Source organism: Metabacillus rhizosphaerae (assembly GCF_037201795.1).
GTDB lineage: Bacteria > Bacillota > Bacilli > Bacillales > Bacillaceae > Metabacillus > Metabacillus rhizosphaerae.
On sequence record NZ_CP147403.1, the window covers coordinates 2,880,249 to 2,901,488 of the forward strand.

Here is a 21,240-nt window from a genome sequence, read left to right on the forward strand (position 1 = left end):
TTTAACGTTTTAGTTGAAATTCATTTTTTTATTATGAAAACAAATAAATGTTTGGAGCAATTTTTTTAAAATTTGCATTTTAAATTATCGTAGTAAAATGTTAAAATGATAACTTATATGATGTTTGTATAGTGTTGGTTATTAATTCAAAGTCATTTCTAATCAAACTAGCTAACAAGAGAAAACGTAGAGGTGATTTTGTGGGTAACAATGTTGAACAATGGTCTTCGAAGCTTGCATTTATATTAGCTGCTGCAGGTTCAGCGATTGGATTGGGAGCAATTTGGAAGTTCCCATATGTGGCAGGTACTAGTGGAGGCGGAGTGTTTTTTCTAATATTTATTCTATTTACCTTATTGGTCGGCTTACCATTATTAATAGGTGAGTTTATTATTGGAAGAAGCACTCAAAAGGATGCGATACAGTCATATAAACAAATCGCACCAAATTCATCATGGCATTTCATTGGCCGACTCGGGATTGTAACATGCTTTATTTTATTATCCTTCTATAGTGTAGTTGGCGGTTGGATTTTAATTTATATTTTTAAAGGATTAACAGGTGGATTAAGCGGTCTTACAGAACAAGAGTATGGTGAATTATTTGGTCAAAGCATTACAAACCCAGGTTTAACAATCTTTGCTCAATTTGCATTTTTACTGATCACGGTATTTGTTGTTTCTAAAGGTGTTTCAAATGGGATTGAAAAAGCAAGCCGTTTTATGATGCCTGCACTATTTATCATCTTTTTTATATTAATTATTCGTTCCATCACATTAGATGGAGCAATGGAAGGAATTATGTTCTTCCTTAAACCGGATTTTACAAATGTTACATCTGAAACGATTTTATATGCAATGGGTCAATCATTTTTCGCATTAAGTGTTGGGGTATCAGTAATGGTTACTTATAGTTCATACTTATCAAAAAATGAAAATCTTCCACAATCTGCTATTTCGATTGTTATATTAAATCTATTGGTAGCATTTCTTGCTGGTTTAGCAATCTTTCCAGCTGTATTCTCATTTGGGTTGGAACCCGACGCTGGTCCAGTCTTATTATTTAATGTTTTACCGACTGTATTTAACCAAATGCCATTTGGTGTTTTCTTTTTAATTGCATTTTTACTCTTATTTTTATTTGCAACATTAACTTCAGCCTTTTCAATGCTTGAAATAATTGTTGCCCCTCTTGCAAAAGGTGTTGAATCAAAACGAAAAAGGTTTTCTTGGATACTTGGGATATGTATTTTCATTGTTGGAATTCCGTCCGCACTTTCATTCGGAGTCTTGAGTCATATTACACTTTTTGAAAAATCGATTTTTGATGCAGCAGACTTTTTAGTAAGTAATATATTAATGCCTCTTGGTGCATTGTTAATTGCAATATTTGTTCCTTTTAAACTTTCGAAGGAAACACTCTATCAAGAGCTTTTACAGGGATCATCACTGAGCAAGAAGCTATTTGTCCTGTGGTATATGCTATTAAAATTCGTTGCACCAATTGTCATTATTTTAGTATTTTTAGATGTTTTAGGTATCATTTAAATGTAAGGCGGATATTCATAATTATCCGCCTTTTTATCGTTTAGTAAATTATAAAATTCTGTACTTTGGATAAGCGCACGACATCCAGCTCCAGCGCCTAGCCCCTCTAGGGTCTAGAAAATTTAGAATTGAAGGCAAAGAACGCCTTCTATTCTAAATCTTCTTATTTGCCTGAGGCTGTTCAAGGCGCCCAGAGCTTTTGTTTTATGTTAAAACGGCTTCCACTTTAATTGTTGTGCTTCATGAAAACGTCTTTCTACTTCTCGCCAGTTTACAATATTCCACCAATTGTCTACATATTTTTTTCTTTCGTTCTTATATTGAAGGTAATAAGCATGCTCCCACACATCTAATACAAGTATTGGGACAACATCCCATTGGCTTAGATTTTGATGTTTTTCAGCTTGCAAAATTTCTAGCCGTCGTGAGCGTGGTGACCAAACTAAAATAGCCCAACCAACACCTTCAACATTGTTTGCAGCTTCAGTGAAATGAGCTTTAAATTTTTCGAAGCTTCCAAAGGATTGATTGATTTCTCTCATTAACATGCCCGAGGGTTTACCGCCTCCATTTGGACTCATGATCGTCCAGAAAATGGTATGAAGATAATGTCCCGCTCCGTGAAAAGCAGCTTCTCTCTCCCAATGTTTAATAAGATCGAAGTTATTAGATGTACGCGCTTTTTGCATCTCTTTTTCGGCTTTATTTAATCCATCAACATAGCTTTTATGGTGTTTATCATGATGTAATCTCATTATTTCTTGGTGAATGTAAGGCTCTAACGCATCATAATTATATGGTAACGGAGGAAGGGTATGCTCTCCAATTGGTACTGTACCCGAGTGAGTTTGAACCCGTGATTTTTCATCTAATTCTTTAGCATCCCTAACTTCAAAATAACCATCAAATTGTAAGTATAATTGATTTGCACGCTCATAAATTTCCATTTCTTCCATTGTGCTTTCTTCGGTAAGCTCATTTTGAAATTGTGTCAATTGCTGTTTCCAATCGTCCAATTTATTTGAAATATCTCGTTCTTGTAGCTTTTTAAATATTTCATGGTAGCTAGCTAAAATCTCATCACACCATTGTCTCATTGAAACAATGTATTCTTTTGACAATCGAATCCCTCCCCTTATTTAGTCGTAGTCAATATATGCATGAAGAGTAAAAGGTTGATTGTTTTTAGGGATTTTGTAAGTGCACCTTTAAATAGTGTGAAAGAGTTAACAAAGGGAAAATATAATTGTAGCTATGATAATTAATGTAAAATTGACCGGGTAAACCGACACCAGTAGGGTATGATGACGATTCTTTGCTATTGGTTTCATTTAATAAAAAGGCAACTCCTTTTTGTACTGATTCACTATTTATATCATTAGCTTGAATAAGGGTATCAAGTGCCCATGATGTTTGCGAAGGTGTACTAAAGTGAAGCGGAATAAATTGTTTTTTCTCACTGCTTGAACAGGATTCTCCCCAACCACCGTCACCAAGCTGGATAGATTCTAACCATTTTAGCGCTTTTTGTATGGCAGGGAATGTAGGTGAGACCCCAACAGCAACAAGACCTGTTACTGCAGCCCAAGTTCCATAAATATAACAAACACCCCAACGACCATACCACGAGCCATTAGATTCTTGATTGTTCAATAACCAGTTGACTCCTGCTTTTATGCTTGGATGGTTTAATGTTAATCCAGCATAATTACCTAAGAACTCTAATGATCGACCTGTTAAATCCGCAGTTGATGGATCAATTGCAGCATCTTTAGCATTTTCTAGCGGAAGATAGGTAAGTAATTCAAAATCAGTATTTTTTTCAAATGCTGCCCACCCGCCATTTGAATTTTGCATCGATAATAGGAATGTAACACCTTTATTCCATGCAAAATGAATTCTATTATTCGTTAGTGCACTTCTCGTTATGGCTCTTAAAGCTGCTGATGTGTCATCGTTATCAGGGTTTATCGTATTATTATGTGAAAAGCCCCATCCACCAGGTACAATATTTTGGTTGTGAATATTCCAATCTCCCTTTTTTGAATGTTGTTTAGAGAGGATATAAGTGGTAGAGTTTTTAATAGCCTTTGTATAAAGACTAACATTTGCTTCCTGTAAGGCATAGCTAATTAATGCTGTATCCCAAATAGTAGAGGTTGAGTTTTCTAAGTGTATGCCATTACATTTTGATGTGATAAGCTGTTTAAGAGCATCTACTGACCGCTTGATAATCGGTGCTTTTTTTTTATAGCCTAATGCAAGTAGGGCATAGATCATAAAGAATGTTGCACTAGCATAGCTAAATAGTGTCCCATCCCCTTCGATTCTTTGAAGCATATACCTTTCTGCGCGATCATAACCTAAACGATGGAGATAGATAGGTAGCTGTAATAGATTTTTCATTTCAGTTATGAATGGATTTTGTGTACGAGTATGATGTGATAAGTCCCATTGATCTAATTGATCAGTGAGGTTACGATCGAAAAGGTGATCAAGATTTGGTTTGAATTTTGATTGAATTGAATATTTTTTATTCGCAGCAATTAGCATAGGGACAAAGTGTATTCTTGCGTAAGTGCTAAATTGATAAAAATTTAATGGGTAGGAAGGAGGGATAAGTAGGAAGGTCATAGGGATATAAAATAACTTCGGCCAACGATATAAGCCATTTACTGCAAGTATCCATTTTGTCATAAAATGAGTATTTGATAAACCGCCGTTCTTTCGAATAAATCGTTCTGCTTCTTGTAGTATAGGGTGTTCTCGAGAATAAAGTCCAGAATAAAGCAGAGCAGTATAAGCTTGGACTGTTGTGGAAAGATTCCCATCCTTTTCATCAGGGTATGCTTTCCAAATGCCAATATTTGATTGTAAAGTAATAATTCGTTTTGTTAATTTTTCTATAAGAATCTCTTCATCCTCAATTTCTAATGAGCGTATTGTCATGATCATAAAGGCGTCGGTCATAAGACCACCTTCAAAACAAAATTTCCAAGAGCCATCTTCTTGTTGGAGCTTTATTATTTCATCAACTCTTCTTGAGATTTCATCACTTATTATCTCATTTGTTATCATAAGAAATTATTCACCTCAACATATGAGTATGCAAAAGGGTTTTTTGTTATGTTTATTTGGCAATTTCCTTTAATTCATATAAAATAAAAGAAAGAAGAAAGGATTGAATTGATATGATACATAAAACATGGCAAACATCAGCACCTATTAAAAAAGTAACCTGTATACATACAAACGCTGAAAAATATATGGTTAACCGCGCTTTAACCGCAGGCAAACAGTATGAAGTACAAAATGAAACAGAAGAATTTTATTTTGTCATTGATAATACTGGAAAAGTTGGCGGCTATTATAAAGATTATTTCGAAGTGCAATCATAATGTATTTAGAAAAAGGATGAACAGTATCATCCTTTTTTTAATACTCAAAAAAAGATTGACATTATTAAAAATAATATTATTATTAAAAACGATAATATAAATGAAAACTTTCCAATCGTAATTTGTTTTTTTTTACATCATTATTATCAAATATGAAAATAATATCAAAAACAATTTCAACTATTGAATAAAGGAGTAGTGTCATAATGGATTCAAAAGCAAAATTAATATTACACCCAGTAAGAATGAAAATTGTTCAAACATTAATAGGTGGAAGGGAATTAAATGTACAGGATATAGCTCAGAAATTAACAGATGTACCACAGGCTACACTTTATCGTCATTTAAACAAGCTATTAGAAGCTGAGGTTATTCGGGTCGTAAGAGAAAATCAAATTCGTGGTACGGTTGAAAAAATCTTTGCATTAAGTGAACACGAAATAGGAGGAAAAGAGGACCTGGAAAAATTAAGTCGTGATGAACATTTAAACTTGTTTCTAACATTTATGACTCATTTGCTAGGTAAGTATGAGAGCTATCTAAATCAGGAACAAATTAATTTATTTGCGGATGGAGTGAGTTTTCGTGAGGCAATTGTTTATTTATCTGATGAAGAATTTAAAGATTTTGCATTAGAGTTATCAAAACTAATGCAAAGAGTGATTGAAAATGAACCTTCGAGTGATAGACAGGCAAGGCATATTGCAAGTATTTTTATTCCTGAGCAAAAAAAATAAACATAATAAAGTGGGAGGAAATAACTAAAATGCAAGCAATTAAAAGGAAAGAACATAACATAATACATAATCTTGTTCATCATTTGTTTCATTTATTAATAGAATAGTATATTAATTTAACTTGTAATTAGGTCCTATTTTTAGTATAAACAATACATAGTGAAATAAAATTTATTATTGAAAAATAGAAATTTATAAATACGATTTAGAATTATTACAAAGGTTTAACAAGAAAGGAAAAACGTACATGGGTGAGAAAAAACTGCATATAAGAGATGCACAGCTTGAGGATCTTGCGAAAATTGTTGAAATATACAATTCGTCAATTCCTGGAAAACTAGCAACCGCTGATTTAGAAGAAATAACTGTAGAGAGCAGAGTAGCATGGTTTCATGATCACAACTCACAATATCGACCTTTATGGATGTTAGAGGAAGATGACGAAATTGTTGGTTGGTTAAGCTTTCAATCGTTTTATGGAAGACCAGCCTATCATGCAACTGCAGAAGTAAGTATATATTTAGACCCATCTGTTCATGGAAGAGGCTATGCTCGAGTCTTAATTGAAAAAGCTATTTCACAATGTCCTAAATTAGAAATAAAAACATTACTTGCATTTGTATTTGGGCATAATGATCCAAGTATTCGGTTATTTGAAAAGTACAATTTTGAAAAGTGGGCTCACTTACCTAAAATTGCTGATATGGCAGGTGTTGAAAGAGATTTGCTAATCCTTGGGAAACGAATTACTCAATAATAATTAGTTAGGATACAAATGAATCTTCTTTATGCGTTGTATCCTACCTGTGATAAGATAAACCAACGAATTTAAAACCTATTCAGCTCGCTCTTTGTAGAGGGGAGTCAAGGAATGCTCTATTTTCCTTCATTTATTGAGTACCGAGAATTCATCATATTCGTTTTGGATATGAATTGCTTGAATAGATTCGTTCACATAAAACAAATACTTATTAAGAATGAATATGTCTATTACATAAAAAAGTAAAACTAGAAGGTGAATCTATGCAAGATCAATTATGTACTCATAATGATTTAGATGGTGTAAGCTGTGGAATTCTTGCAAAGTATGCATTTAATGACAAGATTGATGTATATTATCATTCGGTAAACAGTCTTGATTATCATGTTGAAAGGTTTCTAAATGAAGCTAGCGAGAAGAAGACAAAACATAAACTTTACATAACAGATTTATCTGTAAACAAAGAAAATGAAATAAGATTAAATGAGTACGTTTCAAATGGAGGGGAAATTCAGTTAATTGATCACCATAAGACTGCCCTTCATTTTAATGAATATAATTGGGGACTAGTACAGGTTGAAGAATCGCATGGAAAGTTAGCTTCTGCCACTTCTTTATTTTATAAGTATTTAGTGGAGAAAAATATAATAAAGCCTACGATTGCTTTAGACGAATACGTTGAACTAGTTCGTCAGTATGATACATGGGAATGGGAGAAAAATGAAAATATAAGTGCAAAAAGATTAAATGATCTTTTATATATGCAATCAATTGAAGAATTTGAAGAGCAGATGCTTGATAGGCTTGAACAAAATGATCATTTCACATTTGATGAATTTGAAGAAAAAATATTAGATATTGAAGAGAAAAAAACAGAACGCTATATTCGACGGAAAAGAAAAGAGTTAGTTCAAACGTTTATCGGTGATCTTTGTGTTGGGATTGTACATGCGGAGTCCTATCATTCAGAACTTGGAAATGCACTCGGAAAAGATTATCCTCATCTAGACTGTATTTCAATATTGAATATGGGGAATAAAAAAATTAGTTTCCGTACCATTCACGACTGTGTGGATGTATCTGAGCTAGCCTCAAAATACGGTGGTGGAGGTCATGCGAAAGCAGCAGGCTGCCAGATAACAAAAGAAGCGTATAAAGAATTCGTTCAAAAACCGTTTTCTATCAAACCATTAAAAGAAGATGCACGACACAATCGATACAATAACAAGGATCGCTGTGCCCACTATGAAAACAAAGAGGATGAACAGTTTTTAATTTATAATGGAAAGAAAGAGCAGTTTGTTATCGAAAAAAATCATGTTTTACTTCCTGAAGCATACCCTTCCTTTGAATTAGCAGAGCGATTTTTAAAAAGATCCTATTCTGCTGGTCTTTCTAAGGATGAAAAGCTGATGAGTTATTTAATCAAATCTTATGAACAAAATAAATAATTGTTTAGACAGTAAAGAATAAAAAACATAAAGTCAAAGGGTCAGACCTTCCTTCTCGATATATAGTCAAAAAATGAGTTTGAACTATATAAATTTAGTCTGGATGGGTACGACCCTTTTAAGTTTATTGAAAAAGTATTATATGTAAAAATTGTATAAGGTAAAATGTGAATTTCTTAATTAAGCACTTGTTTCAACGGATGAAATTTCTGAACGGTGGACTAAAATTATATCATGAATCACTGATTCAACTTTTCTTAGTTCGCAGTAACCACTGGAGTATGTATAAAATACTTCATACAATTCCTCATTATAAATGACAACCTCCAAAATTAAACCACCTTTATATTTCATATTTGATATAATACATTACCCTTATTTTTAGTAGTTAAACTAGTTTTTTAAGAATTTTTAATATTTTTTAATTAATCTACAACGATATTGGCAATCATCGGAACACCATGACCTTCATGCGAATGTGTGTCACAAATTAATCGGTATGTGCCTTCTTCTTTAAAATGCAGAGGTACAAGGGTTTCTTCACCTTTTTTGACTGTTCCCTTTATATCAGTTCCTTCAATATAAAATGGATGTTCATCACCATTTACTCCAATTATACTTAATGTTACCTCTTCATTCTTTGGAATCACAATTGTCCCTGGATCCCAGCGATAAGCTTCAATTTTCTTTCCATCAGCTGTCGTTGAAGTAAATTCGCCTGTTACCATGTTTATGACAAGTTCATTGCTCTTTTCCTCACTGTTATTGAATGTAGGAATGGCATCATTCGTAAAATAATACAAGCCACCGACTACAATAGCTGCAACAACTAGCAACAACCACTTTCTTTTGATAATGATAAACTTCATAAATTCCCCTCCCTAATGCATGTCTATATTATCTATATGTAAATAGAAGGAGAACTTGTCTAAAAGATTCAGGGATATGATAATTTTTTTCTTTGAAAATAGTAAAATGGGTTTTTCGACAAACTTGCCTTTATTACTCTAGAATTTTATTTAATTAGTCATTATTTACTATATTTGGACAAATAGGTTTGAGGTAGATATGAAGTGGTATATGAACAACTGTACAACATCAAAACCTAAAGGAGGATTTCAAAATGAATAACGAAAACAACAAAATGAGTAGAGAAGAAGCCGGCCGTAAAGGTGGTAACAAAACAGCAAGAGAGCATGACAAGGAATTCTATCAAGAAATCGGCCAAAAAGGTGGAGAAAAAACGGCAGAGGAACATGATAAAGAATTTTACCAAGAGATTGGCCGAAAAGGTGGAGAAAAAACAGCTGAGGAACATGACAAAGAATTCTACCAAGAGATCGGTCGAAAAGGTGGAGAAAAAACAGCTGAGGAACATGATAAAGAATTTTACCAAGAGATTGGTAAAAAGGGTGGAGAAAAAACCTCAAAAGAGCATGGTAAAGAATTCTATCAAGAAATTGGAGAAAAAGGTGGAAATAGCTCTCGGTCGAATAGATAAGAGTGAGTTTTCTTTGACTAGAATAACATGATGTTTATCAATATCGTAAAATTGTAAAATAATATAATTTATTAATTAAAACCCAAGATGAATTCATATAATGAGGCCATCTTGGGTTTTATGCTATTGTAATATGGAGAAAACCATGTTATAGTAATAAAGCGATGAGCTGAATTGTGTAAGTCGATAGACATGCCAACTGGCTAAATGCACGATGTGGCGTGCAGTCTATCGCCTCAATACGCAAAAAAGACGTCTTTTAGACGTCTTTTTTTATTTTGCTGGAATGTTAATAGGGTAGACAATATTTTTCTTAGAAAAGAGGCTGTTATGAAAAATCCTTCTATATTATTTATTGGAGCAGGAAGAATGGCTGAAGCTATAATTGCAGGGTTACATAAAACGAGTCGCGATCAAATAGAAAAAGTATATGTATCAAATCGGTCGAATCCAAAAAGGTTACAAATCCTTGCTGCGAAATTTGGTGTTATCACAGTACAACACTGGAGTGAAGCAATCCAAGATGTAGATGTTATAGTACTCGCTATGCCACCTGAACAGCATGAAACCATTTTAGAACAGTTGAAAAATTATGTTGATAATCAATTTATCGTAACTATTGCTGCAGGAATTGGTCCGTCTTTTTTAGAAGCGAGACTGCCTTCTAATAGTGCAGTTGGGTGGATTATGCCGAATACAGCAGCTGAGGTAGGGCATTCGATTTCACTCTATACATATGGTAAGGCTGTTACAGAAAGACATAAAACACAAATGTCACTACTCGTAAATTCCGTTGGAAAAGCACAACTTTGTACAGAACAGGACATTCACAATTTAACAGCTGTTACAGGTAGTGCACCAGCATTTTTGTACCTCTTTGTTGAATCACTTATTGATATGACGGAAAAATTAGGAGTCACGAAAGAGACTTCACAGAAATTAGTTACTGAAATGGTAATTGGTTCTGCAGAAATGTTGAAAGCTGGAAAATCACCTGAGGACCTTAGGGAGCAAGTAACAACTCCAGGTGGTGCAACTGCAGAAGGCCTTAAGATACTTAGTAATGGTGGCTTTCAACACCTTATCCAAGAGGCAATTGTTGCTACTAACAAAAAAGCAAAGGGTAACAATTGAAGAACAAAAGCGCAAGCGCCTTGATCAGCCTCAGGCAAATAAGATGATTTAGAATAGAAGGCGTTCTTTGTCTTCAATTCTAAATTAGCTAGACCCTAGAGGGGCTAGGCGCTGGAGCTGGATGTCGTGAGCTTATCCACAGTTCAAGAATTATATAATTTCCAAAACGATCAAAAATGCTGACTCATTGTAATAATGAGTCAGCATTTTTTCTGGAATTTATCATTAATGACTAAAATCATTTTCATCAGCTGATTCTTGTTTTCTTCTAAATCCGCTTAAAAGTAAATAATACTGATAGGCTTTTCTTATTCTTTCTAATAACCAAAATGGTAGAGCGAAATGCATTTTTTTAAATAAAGGAATATAAAAAAGGAAGTACATTTTTTTGAAATGCTTCCATTTCGGGCAGGTGTATGATTTTAGGAAATCTGACACATCAACGATATACCCTTTCCCATCATTCATAATAATATTTTTCCCGTGTATATCGGTAGGGTTTAACCCTCTTTGTTTAGCGTGCTCTATAGCATTGTCAATATCCTCAATTACAGTCTTAGGTACATAAACACCATCCCTAAATGCCTGAAACAATGTTATACCGTCTAACTTTTTAAGCACGAGATAACGTTCACCATATTCATCAAGCTTTGAATATGAATGATGATCACCTAGTTTTTTGTAAACTTGTATTTCTTCTTTTATTCCGTCACGATTTTCCGCATAGACCTTAACAACTTTTCCATCAAGTGATGCATGAGTAAAAACGGCAGCAAAATTTCCTTTTCCAAGCAGATTCCATCCTTTAGGGATGTTCGTTACGATTACAGGATCGTACGGATCTATGCTAATAATTTGAATGTTATTTACCAATTCAAATTTTATCCAAGACATTTTACACCTCGAGTTACATAACTTATGTGAAATGTCTCTCACTAGTTATTGAAGTTTGTATATAATCATAATAAGATTAAGAATAATTCATTCAGAAATTATACCAATAAATTGTCATAAAACAAATTGGTTCCAAAGAAGAAAGCAAAATAAAATCCCATGTTTAAACATGGGATTTTATTTTTGTTTAGGAAATAATAAAATTCTTGAACTTTGGATAAGCGCTTCGACATCCAGCGCCTAGCCAATTTAGAATGAAGGCAAAGAGCACCTTCTATTCTATATCGTTTTATTTGCTCTAGGCTGAACGAGGAGCTTACGCTTTTGTTCTTTGATGTTTATCTGATTATTCTTTTTTTAAGCTAACTGCAGAAAAATTTTCTAAAACAGGTAATGTACGTTCATCTTCAACCATAGTGTGTCCACAAAGTGGACAATTTGGCTTTTCGTCAGATTTAAAATTGTCTCTCATCCAACCATTACAGTCTTCTGAGGCACAAGTCCATATCTTTAATGTTACCTCTGGTGGTTTTTCAACTTGCTGTTGAAATCTCATTTAAACACATCCTTTAGTAAGGAGATTTAGTACTACATACATTATACACATTTTTCTTAACAATATGTATTATACGTAACAAATTCTTTCCAATTTTCCATTATTCAATATACAATATCTCTATTCATTTAAAAAAGGAGTTTTGAATATGAATTTCATGAATATTGTTGGAATAAGTGAAAAGTACTGTTTAATGAAAAAAACAAAAGAGTCAAACCCTTTTGTTTAAGCTATATATTCCGTATTACTCCTCAATCAACTCTGATACTGCTACTTGTGTTCTTTCCTCAAGTGGTCCTCTTAAATGGCATGTAACCATTTCTTGATCTTCGTGCAATTCATCAATCCATATCGAACTACCATTGTACATTACTTTAATATCAGCTGAAGAAGAGAGAATTTGTCTAACCCGATTCATATCCATTAAAAAACCTCCTAATTAAATTATCATTTTATTTTTTACATAAAATAGGTTTTTTATCCTACAAACAGGCATTCAATTAACTACATTTTGTTAATTAAGTGGATATTACTATAATTATGATCTTTGTTTAGCCTTTTTAAAAGGGACGAATTTTCCATAAGTAAATGAACGCCAAAGCCACTCAACGGGTCCAATTTGAAAATATGTAAGCCAGAAGTAGCTAAACAGTACTTGAGAAGAAAATAACAAAAAACTGAAAAATGTTCCCTCAACTAAGTTGATTTTTTCATATAGATGAAAAACGCGGAAAAAACAAAGCGAAACAATTGTTTGAAGTAAATAATTTGTTAAAGCCATACGTCCTACATAGCTAAAGGGTATAAAACGTTTCTTGAAAGTTGTATGTTCTATAAGCAAATAGAGCGAACTCATATAAAAAATGCAAAGTGTTATCCCGCTGAGACTTGTAAGGAAATGGGTAAGTGCTTCCCAAACAGGACTTATATTTAAATCCGACAAAATCAATCCATTAGCAAAAATAATCGGTAAACTCATAAGAAAACTCCATTTACACAATGTCTTAATTTGCAATCGATTTGAATCATTATAAACAAATAACTTCTGCTTTCCCGCATACAACCCTAATAAAAACATACCTAAAATTGGGACCATTGCTATTGGTAGCTGTGTGAGAATTGGTAATACCTCTATCTTAATTCTATAAAAAAGCCATTCTTTATAAGTAGCGTCCTCATAAATTATTGAGTATGTATCTATCTTTTTTATAATAAGATGTTGATCGAAACCAGAATCAGTAGGTAAGAATACACTTGCACCAAGTAATACATGATAAAAAGTTAGGAAAGCAAAGGCCCAGTAAAGGATTTTTTTGCTTGAAAGCTTATGAAAAAATAAAAGTAAAAGGCCCGTTACCGCATAAAGGTGCAAAATATCTCCGTACCAAAGAAAAATAAGATGAATAAGACCTATCATAAGTAAAAAGATCATTCTTTTAATGAATAGGGATAGACCATTTGTTTTCATGATGAATAAATAGAAGCCTAATCCAAAAAGAAAAGCGAATATTGGATAAAATTTCATTTGAATAAACAACTGGTAAAATAGTGATAGAAAATGGTCAGCACCATGATAGGTGGTAGTGATTCCATAATAAGTCTTCAAAAAATCTGGTGAATGAAAGGTTCGCATATTGACAAGTAATATACCTAGAAGGGCAACACCTCGTATAATATCCAATAACAAAATCCTACTACTTTTATCAGTCATATAGATAAACCACCTTCCTCAAACTTTAAATTGCTCATTTCTCACTAAGTCTATTAGTCTTTCAACTAGGTCACACATTTTACTTAAGTTTATAATAAAAGGGTTAATAGACTACACAAAGTCATTTAGACAATGACTATCAATATTTTGAAAGCGCTTCCTAATTGGATTCTATCATCAAAATTATACTTTTCCATTATAGTCTATCACCATACCATTCCTACAACATAAAGTGTAAATGTATTTAAAAACTACAAAGTGTAAAAAAAACTTGTAGTGCACGACTTTTAATTGTGAAATTAACAAAGGAGGTGCAAGAATTTGGCAAATGGAAATAATGACTGGAAGAAAGATTTTGAAAAAGCCATTACTCTTCACAAAAAAGGTATTAATGGTGATAAGCAAGCAGCACAAAAGGCATATGAAAGCTTGAAAAACATTAAGCTCCAGGTAAATAATCATCCATTAGTAGAAGCTTACTTCGGAAGCTCATCAGCTTTAATCGCAAGGGACCATTCCGATATAAATGAAAAATCAAACTATGGTAAAAGAGGAATAAAAGCTCTTGATCAAGCAATTAAATTAGATGAAGATAATGTAGAAATTCGTCTATTACGAGGAAACGTAGCATTACGATTACCTGAAGTCTACTTTAAACGTACAAAAACTGCCATAGAAGATTTTAATTATTTAATCAAAGCTTTTGAAAATAATAATCGAGATATCACGAAAGATCAATATCATGAAATTTTACTAAAACTAGGTAAGGCTTATCAGACAGTAGGCGACTCCATACGTGCTGAAGAAACTTGGAATAAACTATTAAGTTTAAATAATAGCAAATATAAAAAGCTTGTTGCAGAAGCAAAGAAAACAGGGGGTGAATAAATGTGGGAAAAAAGGTTAGAACACAGTACCGACAAAATTTAATTTCAACTTTAATAAAATCAAACCCGTATATTAGACCAGAAAATGTTTTAAGAGAAATAGAACCAAAACAAGAAGTAGCAGCAGTACTAGAGCCTGTAAAAGAACTAGTACATGAACGGGTACAACAACTAGTAGATGAAGTAGTGGATGAACCTGTTCAAATTCCTAGCCCAGAGTCAATACCAGCACAAATTCAGTTATCATTAGAAGCATTAGTAGATGAACTTGTAGATATATTAGTTCAAGATCAAGAGCAATCTTTCAGTAATCAAAACAATTCCATCAAAACAGAGAACTCAAATAAAAGCAACAAATCTAAGGTCAATGGGTCTTATTCTAATCAAACAAGAGAAAAGAACGTAAACAATCAGCAATCACAAGTGTCAAGTAAAGTTTCAATTTCACAAAATGAGCCATTAAATGCAGCTATTGAATTACACAATGAGGGGATAATGGGAAACAAGCAAGCAGTTAATAGTGCATATAACTCATTAAAAGATTTAGCAAAGCAAGATAAAAATAATTTAGAAATCCAAGCTTATTTAGGCAGTGCTACTACTTTACTTGGAAGAGATGCAAATAGTGTAACAGATAAAATGAAGTATGCATTAGAAGGCTTGAAGCTGTTAGATGCAGTAGTTGAATCAGCTCCAAATCTAGTAATTGCTAGACTGTTAAGAGGAAATGTTTCTTTTCGATTACCTGAAATGTATTTTCAACGAACTAGTACTGCAATTGAAGATTTTTCATTTTTAGTCCAGGCTTATGAAAAAGACTCTTCCATTCTTACTGAAAGTGAATATAACGAAGTATTAAAAAATGTAATTGAGGCATGCAAACGATCGAATCAACTTGAAAAAGCAAGCATGTTTCAAAATAAATTGAAAACTGTAAATGGTGAAGGTAAGGTAAAAGGAAACTCAACATCTAGTAAACAATCTTCATCTAAATCTTCAACAAAGGCAAAAAAAAACAGCAAGGGTAAAGGACTAACTGATGAAGCCATTAATATCTATGAAAGAGCATTAAATGGTAGTTCACTTGAAGTGCAAGAGGCAATCGAATTCTTTGAAAACTTTGTATTAACGAATTCTGCACCTGAGGTTGAAATGGCTTACTTAGATGTGCAGTCAATGCTAGGAAGAGATTCGATAAACACGTATGATATGTTTGGCAGTGCGATAAAATCATTGAAAGCTATGGATAGTCTTGTAAATGAATACCCTTCTAATCGTGATCTCCGACTTGTCCGTGCAAATCACAGTTTACGTTTACCAGAAAACTTTTTTAGACGTGCAGCTACAGCTGTAAGTGATATTGAGTACCTCTTAAAAGAATATGAGAATGATCCTACCTATTTAACAGAGGAAACCTATCACCAGCTTTTATTTGACCTAGGTTGTGCCTATGAAAGGCTTGAGATGATAGCGGAAGCAAATGAAACATGGAACAGGTTATTAAAAACTAAAACTAGTTTAAGTGAGGTAATGCAGCAAAAAGTGTATGACAAGAGAGAAGTGTATGCTTTTCAAGAGATAAATCTTTCTAAATATTCAACATCAAATAAAGATCAATTTTATAACATGGCGAAAGAACTTCATTATCTAGGTGCAAAAGGGAGCAAAAAAGCTGCAAAGCAAAGCTTAGAAGCTTGGGAAAATGCGCTGAAAGCATATCCAAATTGTGAAGTTGCGAACACGTATTACGCGGCATCAGCTGCTTTAATGGGCAAGCATGCAAGTGACCCCCAAGAAATGTTCGGAGAAACGATTAAAGCATTAAAGATCTTAAAAACATCAATTAAGACAGATAATCCTGAATTATTATATTTAAGAGGTTCAATCTATCATGCCTTACCAGAGGGCTTCTTCCATTCAAGTGATAAAGCAATAAAAGACCTTAACGCTGTAAAATCTGCATATGAAAGTAATCGTGAAAAACCTCCAATTTCACATGAACAATATGTAAAGCTTTTATTTGATTTAGGACAATTATATAAAAAAACGAGTTTCCTAGATAAAGCTGAAAAAACATTTATAACACTCTTAAAAGTGGCTCCTGAATCTAAATATGCGCAACGACTAGTAAGTCAGGGGGTTAATAAAGAATGAGTTCGTTGTTTGAAAAAAAACTAAAAAAAGTGAGTATGCCTTTAACCATTACCAAATTCTTTGATGGGACCCTCCATCCAGATAAAATGTCAGCAGAACAGATAGAACAATATCATCTTGAATCACTTAAACAAATTGTTCTAAAGGCATATGAAAAAAATGGTTTTTATCGGGAAAAGCTTGATGAGGTTAATGTGAAACCGACTGATATTCAACAAATAAGTGACTTAAGTAAATTACCTTTCTTAACTAAAGATGAGCTTCGAGGCAAACCATATATTCTTTTAACATGTGACAAACAGGAAATTGCACTTGTTCAAGTATCAACTGGCACCACAGGTGGAGAAGAAATTTATATGATGTATACGTGGAATGACTACTACTTGCATGATCTAGCCCCGAGATATCCTGAATTATTTCCAGTAGATCCTGGCGATGTTTGTTTAAATGCACTTCCATATGAAATGAGTGCAGCGGGTTTAGCATTTCATAAAACATTTATGGAAGGCTGTGAAGCAACTGTCATCCCAGCAGGGAAGGGTGGAGCGTATTCAACCCCTAAGAAAACATTAAAAATGATTCGCGATTTAACACCAAACATTGTGATTACCACTCCATCATGGGCAATGCTTTTGGCAGAGGAAGCGAGTGAACAAAACTTCGATTTAAAAACGCTACAGTTAAAGAAATTATGGATTACTGGTGAAGGCTGTTCTCCTTCTTTTCGTCAACGCCTTGAAGAATTATGGGGGGTGACCGCTAACTTCTTTTATGGAAGTCTTGAATCTGGTGTATTAGGTATTGAATGTGATGCACATGATGGATACCATTTAGCACAAGCACATGCAATTGTTGAAATTGTTGATCCCAAAACTGGAGAATCACTAGATGAGGGTGAAATTGGAGAAATTGTTGTAACAAGTGCGCTTCGCTACGATACACCGATTTTACGTTTCCGTACTGGTGATCTAGGATATATTGAATCGGAATCTTGTTCATGTGGAGTAACTATGCCGAAGTTTTATTTGCGAGGAAGAGTTGTTGACCAAATTAGCTACAATGGCACATCTTTATCACCTTTTTACCTTGAAGAATTTTTAATGCGTGAGCCTGAAATCGGAAACTGGTTTGAATTTGTTTTGAAAAAAGAAGGAGACAATGACGTTATTAACGTACGTTGTGAGCTTGCAGAAACTGTTGAGCCCTCAGAGCATTTAGCAGATTCCTTAGCTAGTAGAATGGAATTCGCATCAGGCATTCCATTTGCTTTTGAATTTGTTGAAAAGCTACCACGTCCACAAGGAAAGACAGTCAGAGTTGTTTATGAATAGAGGTGAAGATATTGATTATTGATGCACATACGCATTTATCAGACACAGAGTATGGAAACACAGAAACGTATATAAAGCTAATAAAAGAAGCAGGGATTGATCAAGGTGTAGCGGTTCCAGGAGCTATGCTAGATGTTCGAAAAATGACGGATTATATTACAGGTAAATCCAAACCAGATAATCCAGTCCCTGATAATCATTACGTTGAAAATGCAATTAAAACGAATAAAAACATCCAAGGGTTTATTTGTATTAACCCACATGATAAAGATGTGAGTGAACAATTAGAAAATGGTCTCAAGCTTGGATTTAAAGGACTTAAGCTCTCTCCTTTATCTCATCAATTTTCATTTGCATCAAAAGGTGTTACTTCCTTAGCCTCCCTTTGTGGTGAGTACGGTTTCCCTGTTTATTCTCATGTCGTATACAGCCCTGGTGCGTCAACAGCTAAATTTGTTCAGCTAGCAAAGCAATTTCCAAAAACCAATTTTATCATAGGTCATATGGGTTTTGGTCCAGCTGATCAAGAAGCTGTTGAGGCTGCAAGAACACTTCCTAACTTCTATTTGGAAACATCCACAGGTAACTATCTTCATATTCAGGAAACTGTAAAGAAGCTTGGCGCTTCAAAGGTGATTTTCGGCTCAGAATACCCTCTTTCACACCCTGCAATTGAGTTAGAAAAAATTTTAAGATTGCAAATAACCGACAATGAACGTGAACAAGTTTTAAGTAAAAATATTAAACATCTTCTACAGATGTAATAAAGGGTGTGTTTACATGGACACACATAAGAAGATGGCAGCATTAAACGAAGTGCTTGCATACGCCAAAACGTCCAATTATTATTCAAATCGTATTCCACAGCTACCAATAAAGTCACTTGCTGATTTAGCCCACATTCCTTTTACAACCAAAAATGATTTGCGCTCACAATCACCTTATGGACTTTTGCCAAGTCAGGCAGAATCTTTATCTCAGTATCATGAATCATCTGGAACAACTGGCCAACCCGTTTCTGTATGGTATAGCGATAAAGATTTAGATGAAATTACGAGCCGGATCGCGACATGTGGTGTTAATTTTAACCAGGAAGACATTGTCCTCATCCGTTTTCCATATGCTCTCTCAACGATCTCACACTTTATGCATCGAACTGTGCAAAAACAAAGAGGATGTGTCATACCTGCAGATAGTCGCACAACGGTAACACCTATGCCAAAAGTGATCAATTTATTAAGGAATTTAAATGTAACCGTGCTTGCGTGTATTTCCTTACAAGCAATTATGCTAGCAGAAGTAGCGGAAATGCAGGGGTTAAACCCAAAAACGGACTTTCCATTCCTAAGGGCCATTTGTACAGCTGGTGAACCATTAACACCGTACAGAAGATCTTTAATAGAAGGCATTTGGGGTGTCCCAGTATTTGATAATTATGGAATGACAGAGATTGGAACAGCAATGATTGATTGTCCTTCCCAACAGATGCATTTGTTCGATGATTGCTTTCACATTGAGGTTTTACAAGATGACTTTCAAACAGAAGTAAACGATGGTGAATGTGGTAACTTAGTTGTTACTACATTACGAAAACGAGCCACCCCGATGATACGCTATGCTACAGGAGATATTGCTCAGGTTAAACATAGCAAATGTTTATGTGGAGCTAGCTGTTCATTTGTTATTCGAGGAAGAAAAGATGACATGATCACAATAAATTCCGTCCAATTTGATTTGTATGAAGTCGAAAAAATCATATCCAAATTACCTGCAAGACGATTTTGGTCGGTTGGTAATTGGAAAAATCACCTCTATCTATTTGTCGAACAAGAATCTGAGCATAATATGGTGCCAAAGGAATATATTGACTCACTTAAAACTGCCTACGGTATAGACCTCTCAATCTTCCTTTTAGAAAAAGGAACCCTTTATGATCGGAAGGATCCTTTATCCTTTGGTATGAAGGCGAAGCCTCGCTATTATTTAACTCAAAAAGAAACACAAAGCCTATTAACACAAATAAAAATTTTTTAAATTGGAAGGAGCAATTATTGTATGCAACAAAAAGCAAGACAAGTTTGGTATGACGGTAGAGGAGTTTCAGTTGAAAATATGGATGTATGGGAGTTAATTAATCATTCTCCTATTGATAAAGTATTGGTTTCATTAAAACAGCGTCAGGATGGATACTTTCCTCAAAAAATATCCTTTATTACAGAAGTAACAGAGAACGAAGAGCTTGAACAGGTGCCAACAGGTGATGTTGTGTTTTCTGATGATCAAGAAATTTTAACAAATGCTAAAAAATCAGGCTATAAAACATGTATTTTTTATTCAGTAGATAATCGAGAAATGCTAGAACGATGTTCAAGAGAAGCAAGTAATTATGACTTTGCTGCAGTAGATTTTGACCTACCGACAAACATTCCACTTGAATTAATTATTGCTAGATTAGAAGAAAGCAACACAATTTTATTACGTGCTGTAAACACGGCGATTGATACCGAGATTGCTTATGGAACGCTAGAAAAGGGTAGTGATGGTGTTCTGTTTACTACATCTGATATTGATGAGGTTAAACGACTAACTACATTTATGTCGAAGCAATCTTTGCCTAATTTAGAATTGCATCCAATGGTCGTCACTGAAGTAATGCATGCAGGTATGGGAGTTCGAGCATGTATTGATACAACAGGAATCATGACTCAAGATGAAGGGATGATCATTGGTTCTACATCTGGTGGAGGAGTATTTGTTTGCTCTGAGACACATTATCTCCCTTATATGAACTTAAGACCTTTCCGTGTAAATGCTGGTGCTGTTCACTCATACGTTTGGCAGCCAGAAGACGCTGCTGAGTATTTAAGTGATTTGAAAGCTGGAGATAAAGTTCTTTGTGTTAATACAAAGGGGGAAACTCGAGTTTTAACAGTTGGTCGGATTAAAACAGAGGTACGCCCAATGTTATTGATAAAAGGAAATGTTGGAGATCGCGAATTAAATGTCATTGTTCAAGATGACTGGCACATCCGGATTATGAGTGCTGATGGAAAACCTCGAAATGCGTCAACGATTCAACCTGGTGATGAGTTACTTGCCTATGTATGTGAACCAGGAAGGCATGTAGGGGTTAAAGTAAGTGAAACAATTATTGAAAAATAGAGGGAGGGTGAAATCTT

General features: G+C 34.1%; 21 protein-coding genes. 13 read left to right on the forward strand and 8 right to left on the reverse strand.

The genetic code is table 11. The features are described 5' to 3' along the window. The first annotated feature begins 200 nt into the window (after positions 1–200). The gene (locus WCV66_RS14250; RefSeq protein ID WP_338785791.1) at positions 201–1,547 is read left to right on the forward strand and encodes a sodium-dependent transporter; all 1,347 of its coding nucleotides are present in this window, start codon (positions 201–203) and stop codon (positions 1,545–1,547) included. Between the two features lie 209 nt (positions 1,548–1,756). On the opposite strand, the gene WCV66_RS14255 is transcribed toward WCV66_RS14250, so the two are convergent. Both WCV66_RS14255 and shc read right to left on the reverse strand, forming a co-directional pair. Beyond that, positions 1,757–2,668 carry a superoxide dismutase gene (locus WCV66_RS14255; RefSeq protein ID WP_413789587.1) on the reverse strand — a complete coding sequence of 304 codons (912 nt, stop codon included), beginning with the start codon at positions 2,666–2,668 and terminating at the stop codon, positions 1,757–1,759. Positions 2,669–2,732: 64 nt separating this feature from the next. Then, positions 2,733–4,625 (reverse strand): squalene--hopene cyclase, encoded by a 1,893-nt coding sequence (gene shc, locus WCV66_RS14260; protein WP_338785792.1) that lies wholly within the window; start codon positions 4,623–4,625, stop codon positions 2,733–2,735. A 113-nt stretch (positions 4,626–4,738) separates the two neighbouring features. Between shc and WCV66_RS14265 the strand changes: the two genes are divergently transcribed. From WCV66_RS14265 to WCV66_RS14280, 4 genes are all read left to right on the forward strand, one after another. After that, positions 4,739–4,945: a DUF6501 family protein gene (locus WCV66_RS14265; RefSeq protein WP_185653493.1), complete on the forward strand. Its 207-nt coding sequence runs from the start codon at positions 4,739–4,741 to the stop codon at positions 4,943–4,945. A 206-nt stretch (positions 4,946–5,151) separates the two neighbouring features. Continuing rightward, complete coding sequence (locus tag WCV66_RS14270) at positions 5,152–5,682, forward strand: helix-turn-helix domain-containing protein (protein WP_338785793.1); 531 nt, start codon at positions 5,152–5,154, stop codon at positions 5,680–5,682. 247 nt (positions 5,683–5,929) lie between these two features. Further along, positions 5,930–6,439 (forward strand): GNAT family N-acetyltransferase, encoded by a 510-nt coding sequence (locus tag WCV66_RS14275; protein ID WP_185653492.1) that lies wholly within the window; start codon positions 5,930–5,932, stop codon positions 6,437–6,439. A gap of 266 nt (positions 6,440–6,705) precedes the next feature. Continuing rightward, the gene (locus WCV66_RS14280) at positions 6,706–7,893 is read left to right on the forward strand and encodes a DHH family phosphoesterase (RefSeq protein ID WP_338785794.1); all 1,188 of its coding nucleotides are present in this window, start codon (positions 6,706–6,708) and stop codon (positions 7,891–7,893) included. Between the two features lie 180 nt (positions 7,894–8,073). Here the strand turns inward: WCV66_RS14280 and WCV66_RS14285 are convergent, their stop codons facing one another. Continuing rightward, positions 8,074–8,223: a hypothetical protein gene (locus WCV66_RS14285; RefSeq protein ID WP_157094416.1), complete on the reverse strand. Its 150-nt coding sequence runs from the start codon at positions 8,221–8,223 to the stop codon at positions 8,074–8,076. Between the two features lie 95 nt (positions 8,224–8,318). Beyond that, entirely contained in the window at positions 8,319–8,762 is a 444-nt protein-coding gene (locus WCV66_RS14290) for a cupredoxin domain-containing protein (protein ID WP_338785795.1), read from the reverse strand. Between the two features lie 254 nt (positions 8,763–9,016). Here WCV66_RS14290 and WCV66_RS14295 point away from each other — a divergent pair, with 254 nt between their 5' ends. Next, positions 9,017–9,394, forward strand: a complete 378-nt coding sequence (locus tag WCV66_RS14295) for a KGG domain-containing protein (RefSeq protein ID WP_185653488.1) — start codon at positions 9,017–9,019, stop codon at positions 9,392–9,394. A 330-nt stretch (positions 9,395–9,724) separates the two neighbouring features. Then, positions 9,725–10,528 carry a pyrroline-5-carboxylate reductase gene (gene proC, locus WCV66_RS14300; protein WP_066334101.1) on the forward strand — a complete coding sequence of 268 codons (804 nt, stop codon included), beginning with the start codon at positions 9,725–9,727 and terminating at the stop codon, positions 10,526–10,528. Positions 10,529–10,753: 225 nt separating this feature from the next. Here proC and WCV66_RS14305 read toward each other — a convergent pair whose 3' ends face one another. The 4 genes from WCV66_RS14305 to WCV66_RS14320 all read right to left on the reverse strand — a co-directional run bounded on the left by WCV66_RS14305 (position 10,754) and on the right by WCV66_RS14320 (position 13,689). After that, a complete protein-coding gene (locus WCV66_RS14305) occupies positions 10,754–11,422 on the reverse strand; it encodes a serine/threonine protein kinase (RefSeq protein WP_185653486.1) in 669 nt (222 codons plus the stop codon). Between the two features lie 346 nt (positions 11,423–11,768). After that, positions 11,769–11,978, reverse strand: a complete 210-nt coding sequence (locus WCV66_RS14310; RefSeq protein WP_066334089.1) for a cold-inducible protein YdjO-related protein — start codon at positions 11,976–11,978, stop codon at positions 11,769–11,771. A 244-nt stretch (positions 11,979–12,222) separates the two neighbouring features. Further along, positions 12,223–12,402: an H-type small acid-soluble spore protein gene (locus tag WCV66_RS14315; RefSeq protein WP_338785796.1), complete on the reverse strand. Its 180-nt coding sequence runs from the start codon at positions 12,400–12,402 to the stop codon at positions 12,223–12,225. 114 nt (positions 12,403–12,516) lie between these two features. Further along, a complete protein-coding gene (locus tag WCV66_RS14320) occupies positions 12,517–13,689 on the reverse strand; it encodes a DUF418 domain-containing protein (RefSeq protein ID WP_338785797.1) in 1,173 nt (390 codons plus the stop codon). 321 nt (positions 13,690–14,010) lie between these two features. Here WCV66_RS14320 and WCV66_RS14325 point away from each other — a divergent pair, with 321 nt between their 5' ends. Genes WCV66_RS14325 through WCV66_RS14350 form a run of 6 tightly spaced genes read left to right on the forward strand, consistent with a single transcriptional unit; the run spans position 14,011 to position 21,223 of the window. After that, positions 14,011–14,577 (forward strand): hypothetical protein, encoded by a 567-nt coding sequence (locus tag WCV66_RS14325; protein WP_338785798.1) that lies wholly within the window; start codon positions 14,011–14,013, stop codon positions 14,575–14,577. Positions 14,578–14,579: 2 nt separating this feature from the next. Beyond that, complete coding sequence (locus WCV66_RS14330) at positions 14,580–16,730, forward strand: hypothetical protein (RefSeq protein WP_338785799.1); 2,151 nt, start codon at positions 14,580–14,582, stop codon at positions 16,728–16,730. Beyond that, positions 16,727–18,061: a phenylacetate--CoA ligase family protein gene (locus WCV66_RS14335; RefSeq protein WP_338785800.1), complete on the forward strand. Its 1,335-nt coding sequence runs from the start codon at positions 16,727–16,729 to the stop codon at positions 18,059–18,061. Before WCV66_RS14330 ends, WCV66_RS14335 begins: the two co-directional genes overlap by 4 nt. An 11-nt stretch (positions 18,062–18,072) precedes the next feature. Further along, positions 18,073–18,825 carry an amidohydrolase family protein gene (locus tag WCV66_RS14340; protein ID WP_338785801.1) on the forward strand — a complete coding sequence of 251 codons (753 nt, stop codon included), beginning with the start codon at positions 18,073–18,075 and terminating at the stop codon, positions 18,823–18,825. Positions 18,826–18,841: 16 nt separating this feature from the next. Further along, positions 18,842–20,095, forward strand: coding sequence for a phenylacetate--CoA ligase family protein (locus WCV66_RS14345; RefSeq protein WP_338785802.1), 1,254 nt, complete (start codon positions 18,842–18,844; stop codon positions 20,093–20,095). A 21-nt stretch (positions 20,096–20,116) separates the two neighbouring features. Further along, positions 20,117–21,223: a 3-dehydroquinate synthase II gene (locus tag WCV66_RS14350; RefSeq protein ID WP_338785803.1), complete on the forward strand. Its 1,107-nt coding sequence runs from the start codon at positions 20,117–20,119 to the stop codon at positions 21,221–21,223. Positions 21,224–21,240 lie beyond the last annotated feature (17 nt).

Bases quoted from the DNA above. Each gene is read 5' to 3' on its own strand.
- shc (WP_338785792.1), bottom strand. From the start codon at position 4,625: ATGATAACAAATGAGATAATAAGTGATGAAATCTCAAGAAGAGTTGAT.
- WCV66_RS14265 (WP_185653493.1), top strand. From the start codon at position 4,739: ATGATACATAAAACATGGCAAACATCAGCACCTATTAAAAAAGTAACC.
- WCV66_RS14270 (WP_338785793.1), top strand. From the start codon at position 5,152: ATGGATTCAAAAGCAAAATTAATATTACACCCAGTAAGAATGAAAATT.
- WCV66_RS14275 (WP_185653492.1), top strand. From the start codon at position 5,930: ATGGGTGAGAAAAAACTGCATATAAGAGATGCACAGCTTGAGGATCTT.
- WCV66_RS14280 (WP_338785794.1), top strand. From the start codon at position 6,706: ATGCAAGATCAATTATGTACTCATAATGATTTAGATGGTGTAAGCTGT.
- WCV66_RS14290 (WP_338785795.1), bottom strand. From the start codon at position 8,762: ATGAAGTTTATCATTATCAAAAGAAAGTGGTTGTTGCTAGTTGTTGCA.
- WCV66_RS14295 (WP_185653488.1), top strand. From the start codon at position 9,017: ATGAATAACGAAAACAACAAAATGAGTAGAGAAGAAGCCGGCCGTAAA.
- proC (WP_066334101.1), top strand. From the start codon at position 9,725: ATGAAAAATCCTTCTATATTATTTATTGGAGCAGGAAGAATGGCTGAA.
- WCV66_RS14305 (WP_185653486.1), bottom strand. From the start codon at position 11,422: ATGTCTTGGATAAAATTTGAATTGGTAAATAACATTCAAATTATTAGC.
- WCV66_RS14310 (WP_066334089.1), bottom strand. From the start codon at position 11,978: ATGAGATTTCAACAGCAAGTTGAAAAACCACCAGAGGTAACATTAAAG.
- WCV66_RS14315 (WP_338785796.1), bottom strand. From the start codon at position 12,402: ATGGATATGAATCGGGTTAGACAAATTCTCTCTTCTTCAGCTGATATT.
- WCV66_RS14320 (WP_338785797.1), bottom strand. From the start codon at position 13,689: ATGACTGATAAAAGTAGTAGGATTTTGTTATTGGATATTATACGAGGT.
- WCV66_RS14335 (WP_338785800.1), top strand. From the start codon at position 16,727: ATGAGTTCGTTGTTTGAAAAAAAACTAAAAAAAGTGAGTATGCCTTTA.
- WCV66_RS14345 (WP_338785802.1), top strand. From the start codon at position 18,842: ATGGACACACATAAGAAGATGGCAGCATTAAACGAAGTGCTTGCATAC.
- WCV66_RS14350 (WP_338785803.1), top strand. From the start codon at position 20,117: ATGCAACAAAAAGCAAGACAAGTTTGGTATGACGGTAGAGGAGTTTCA.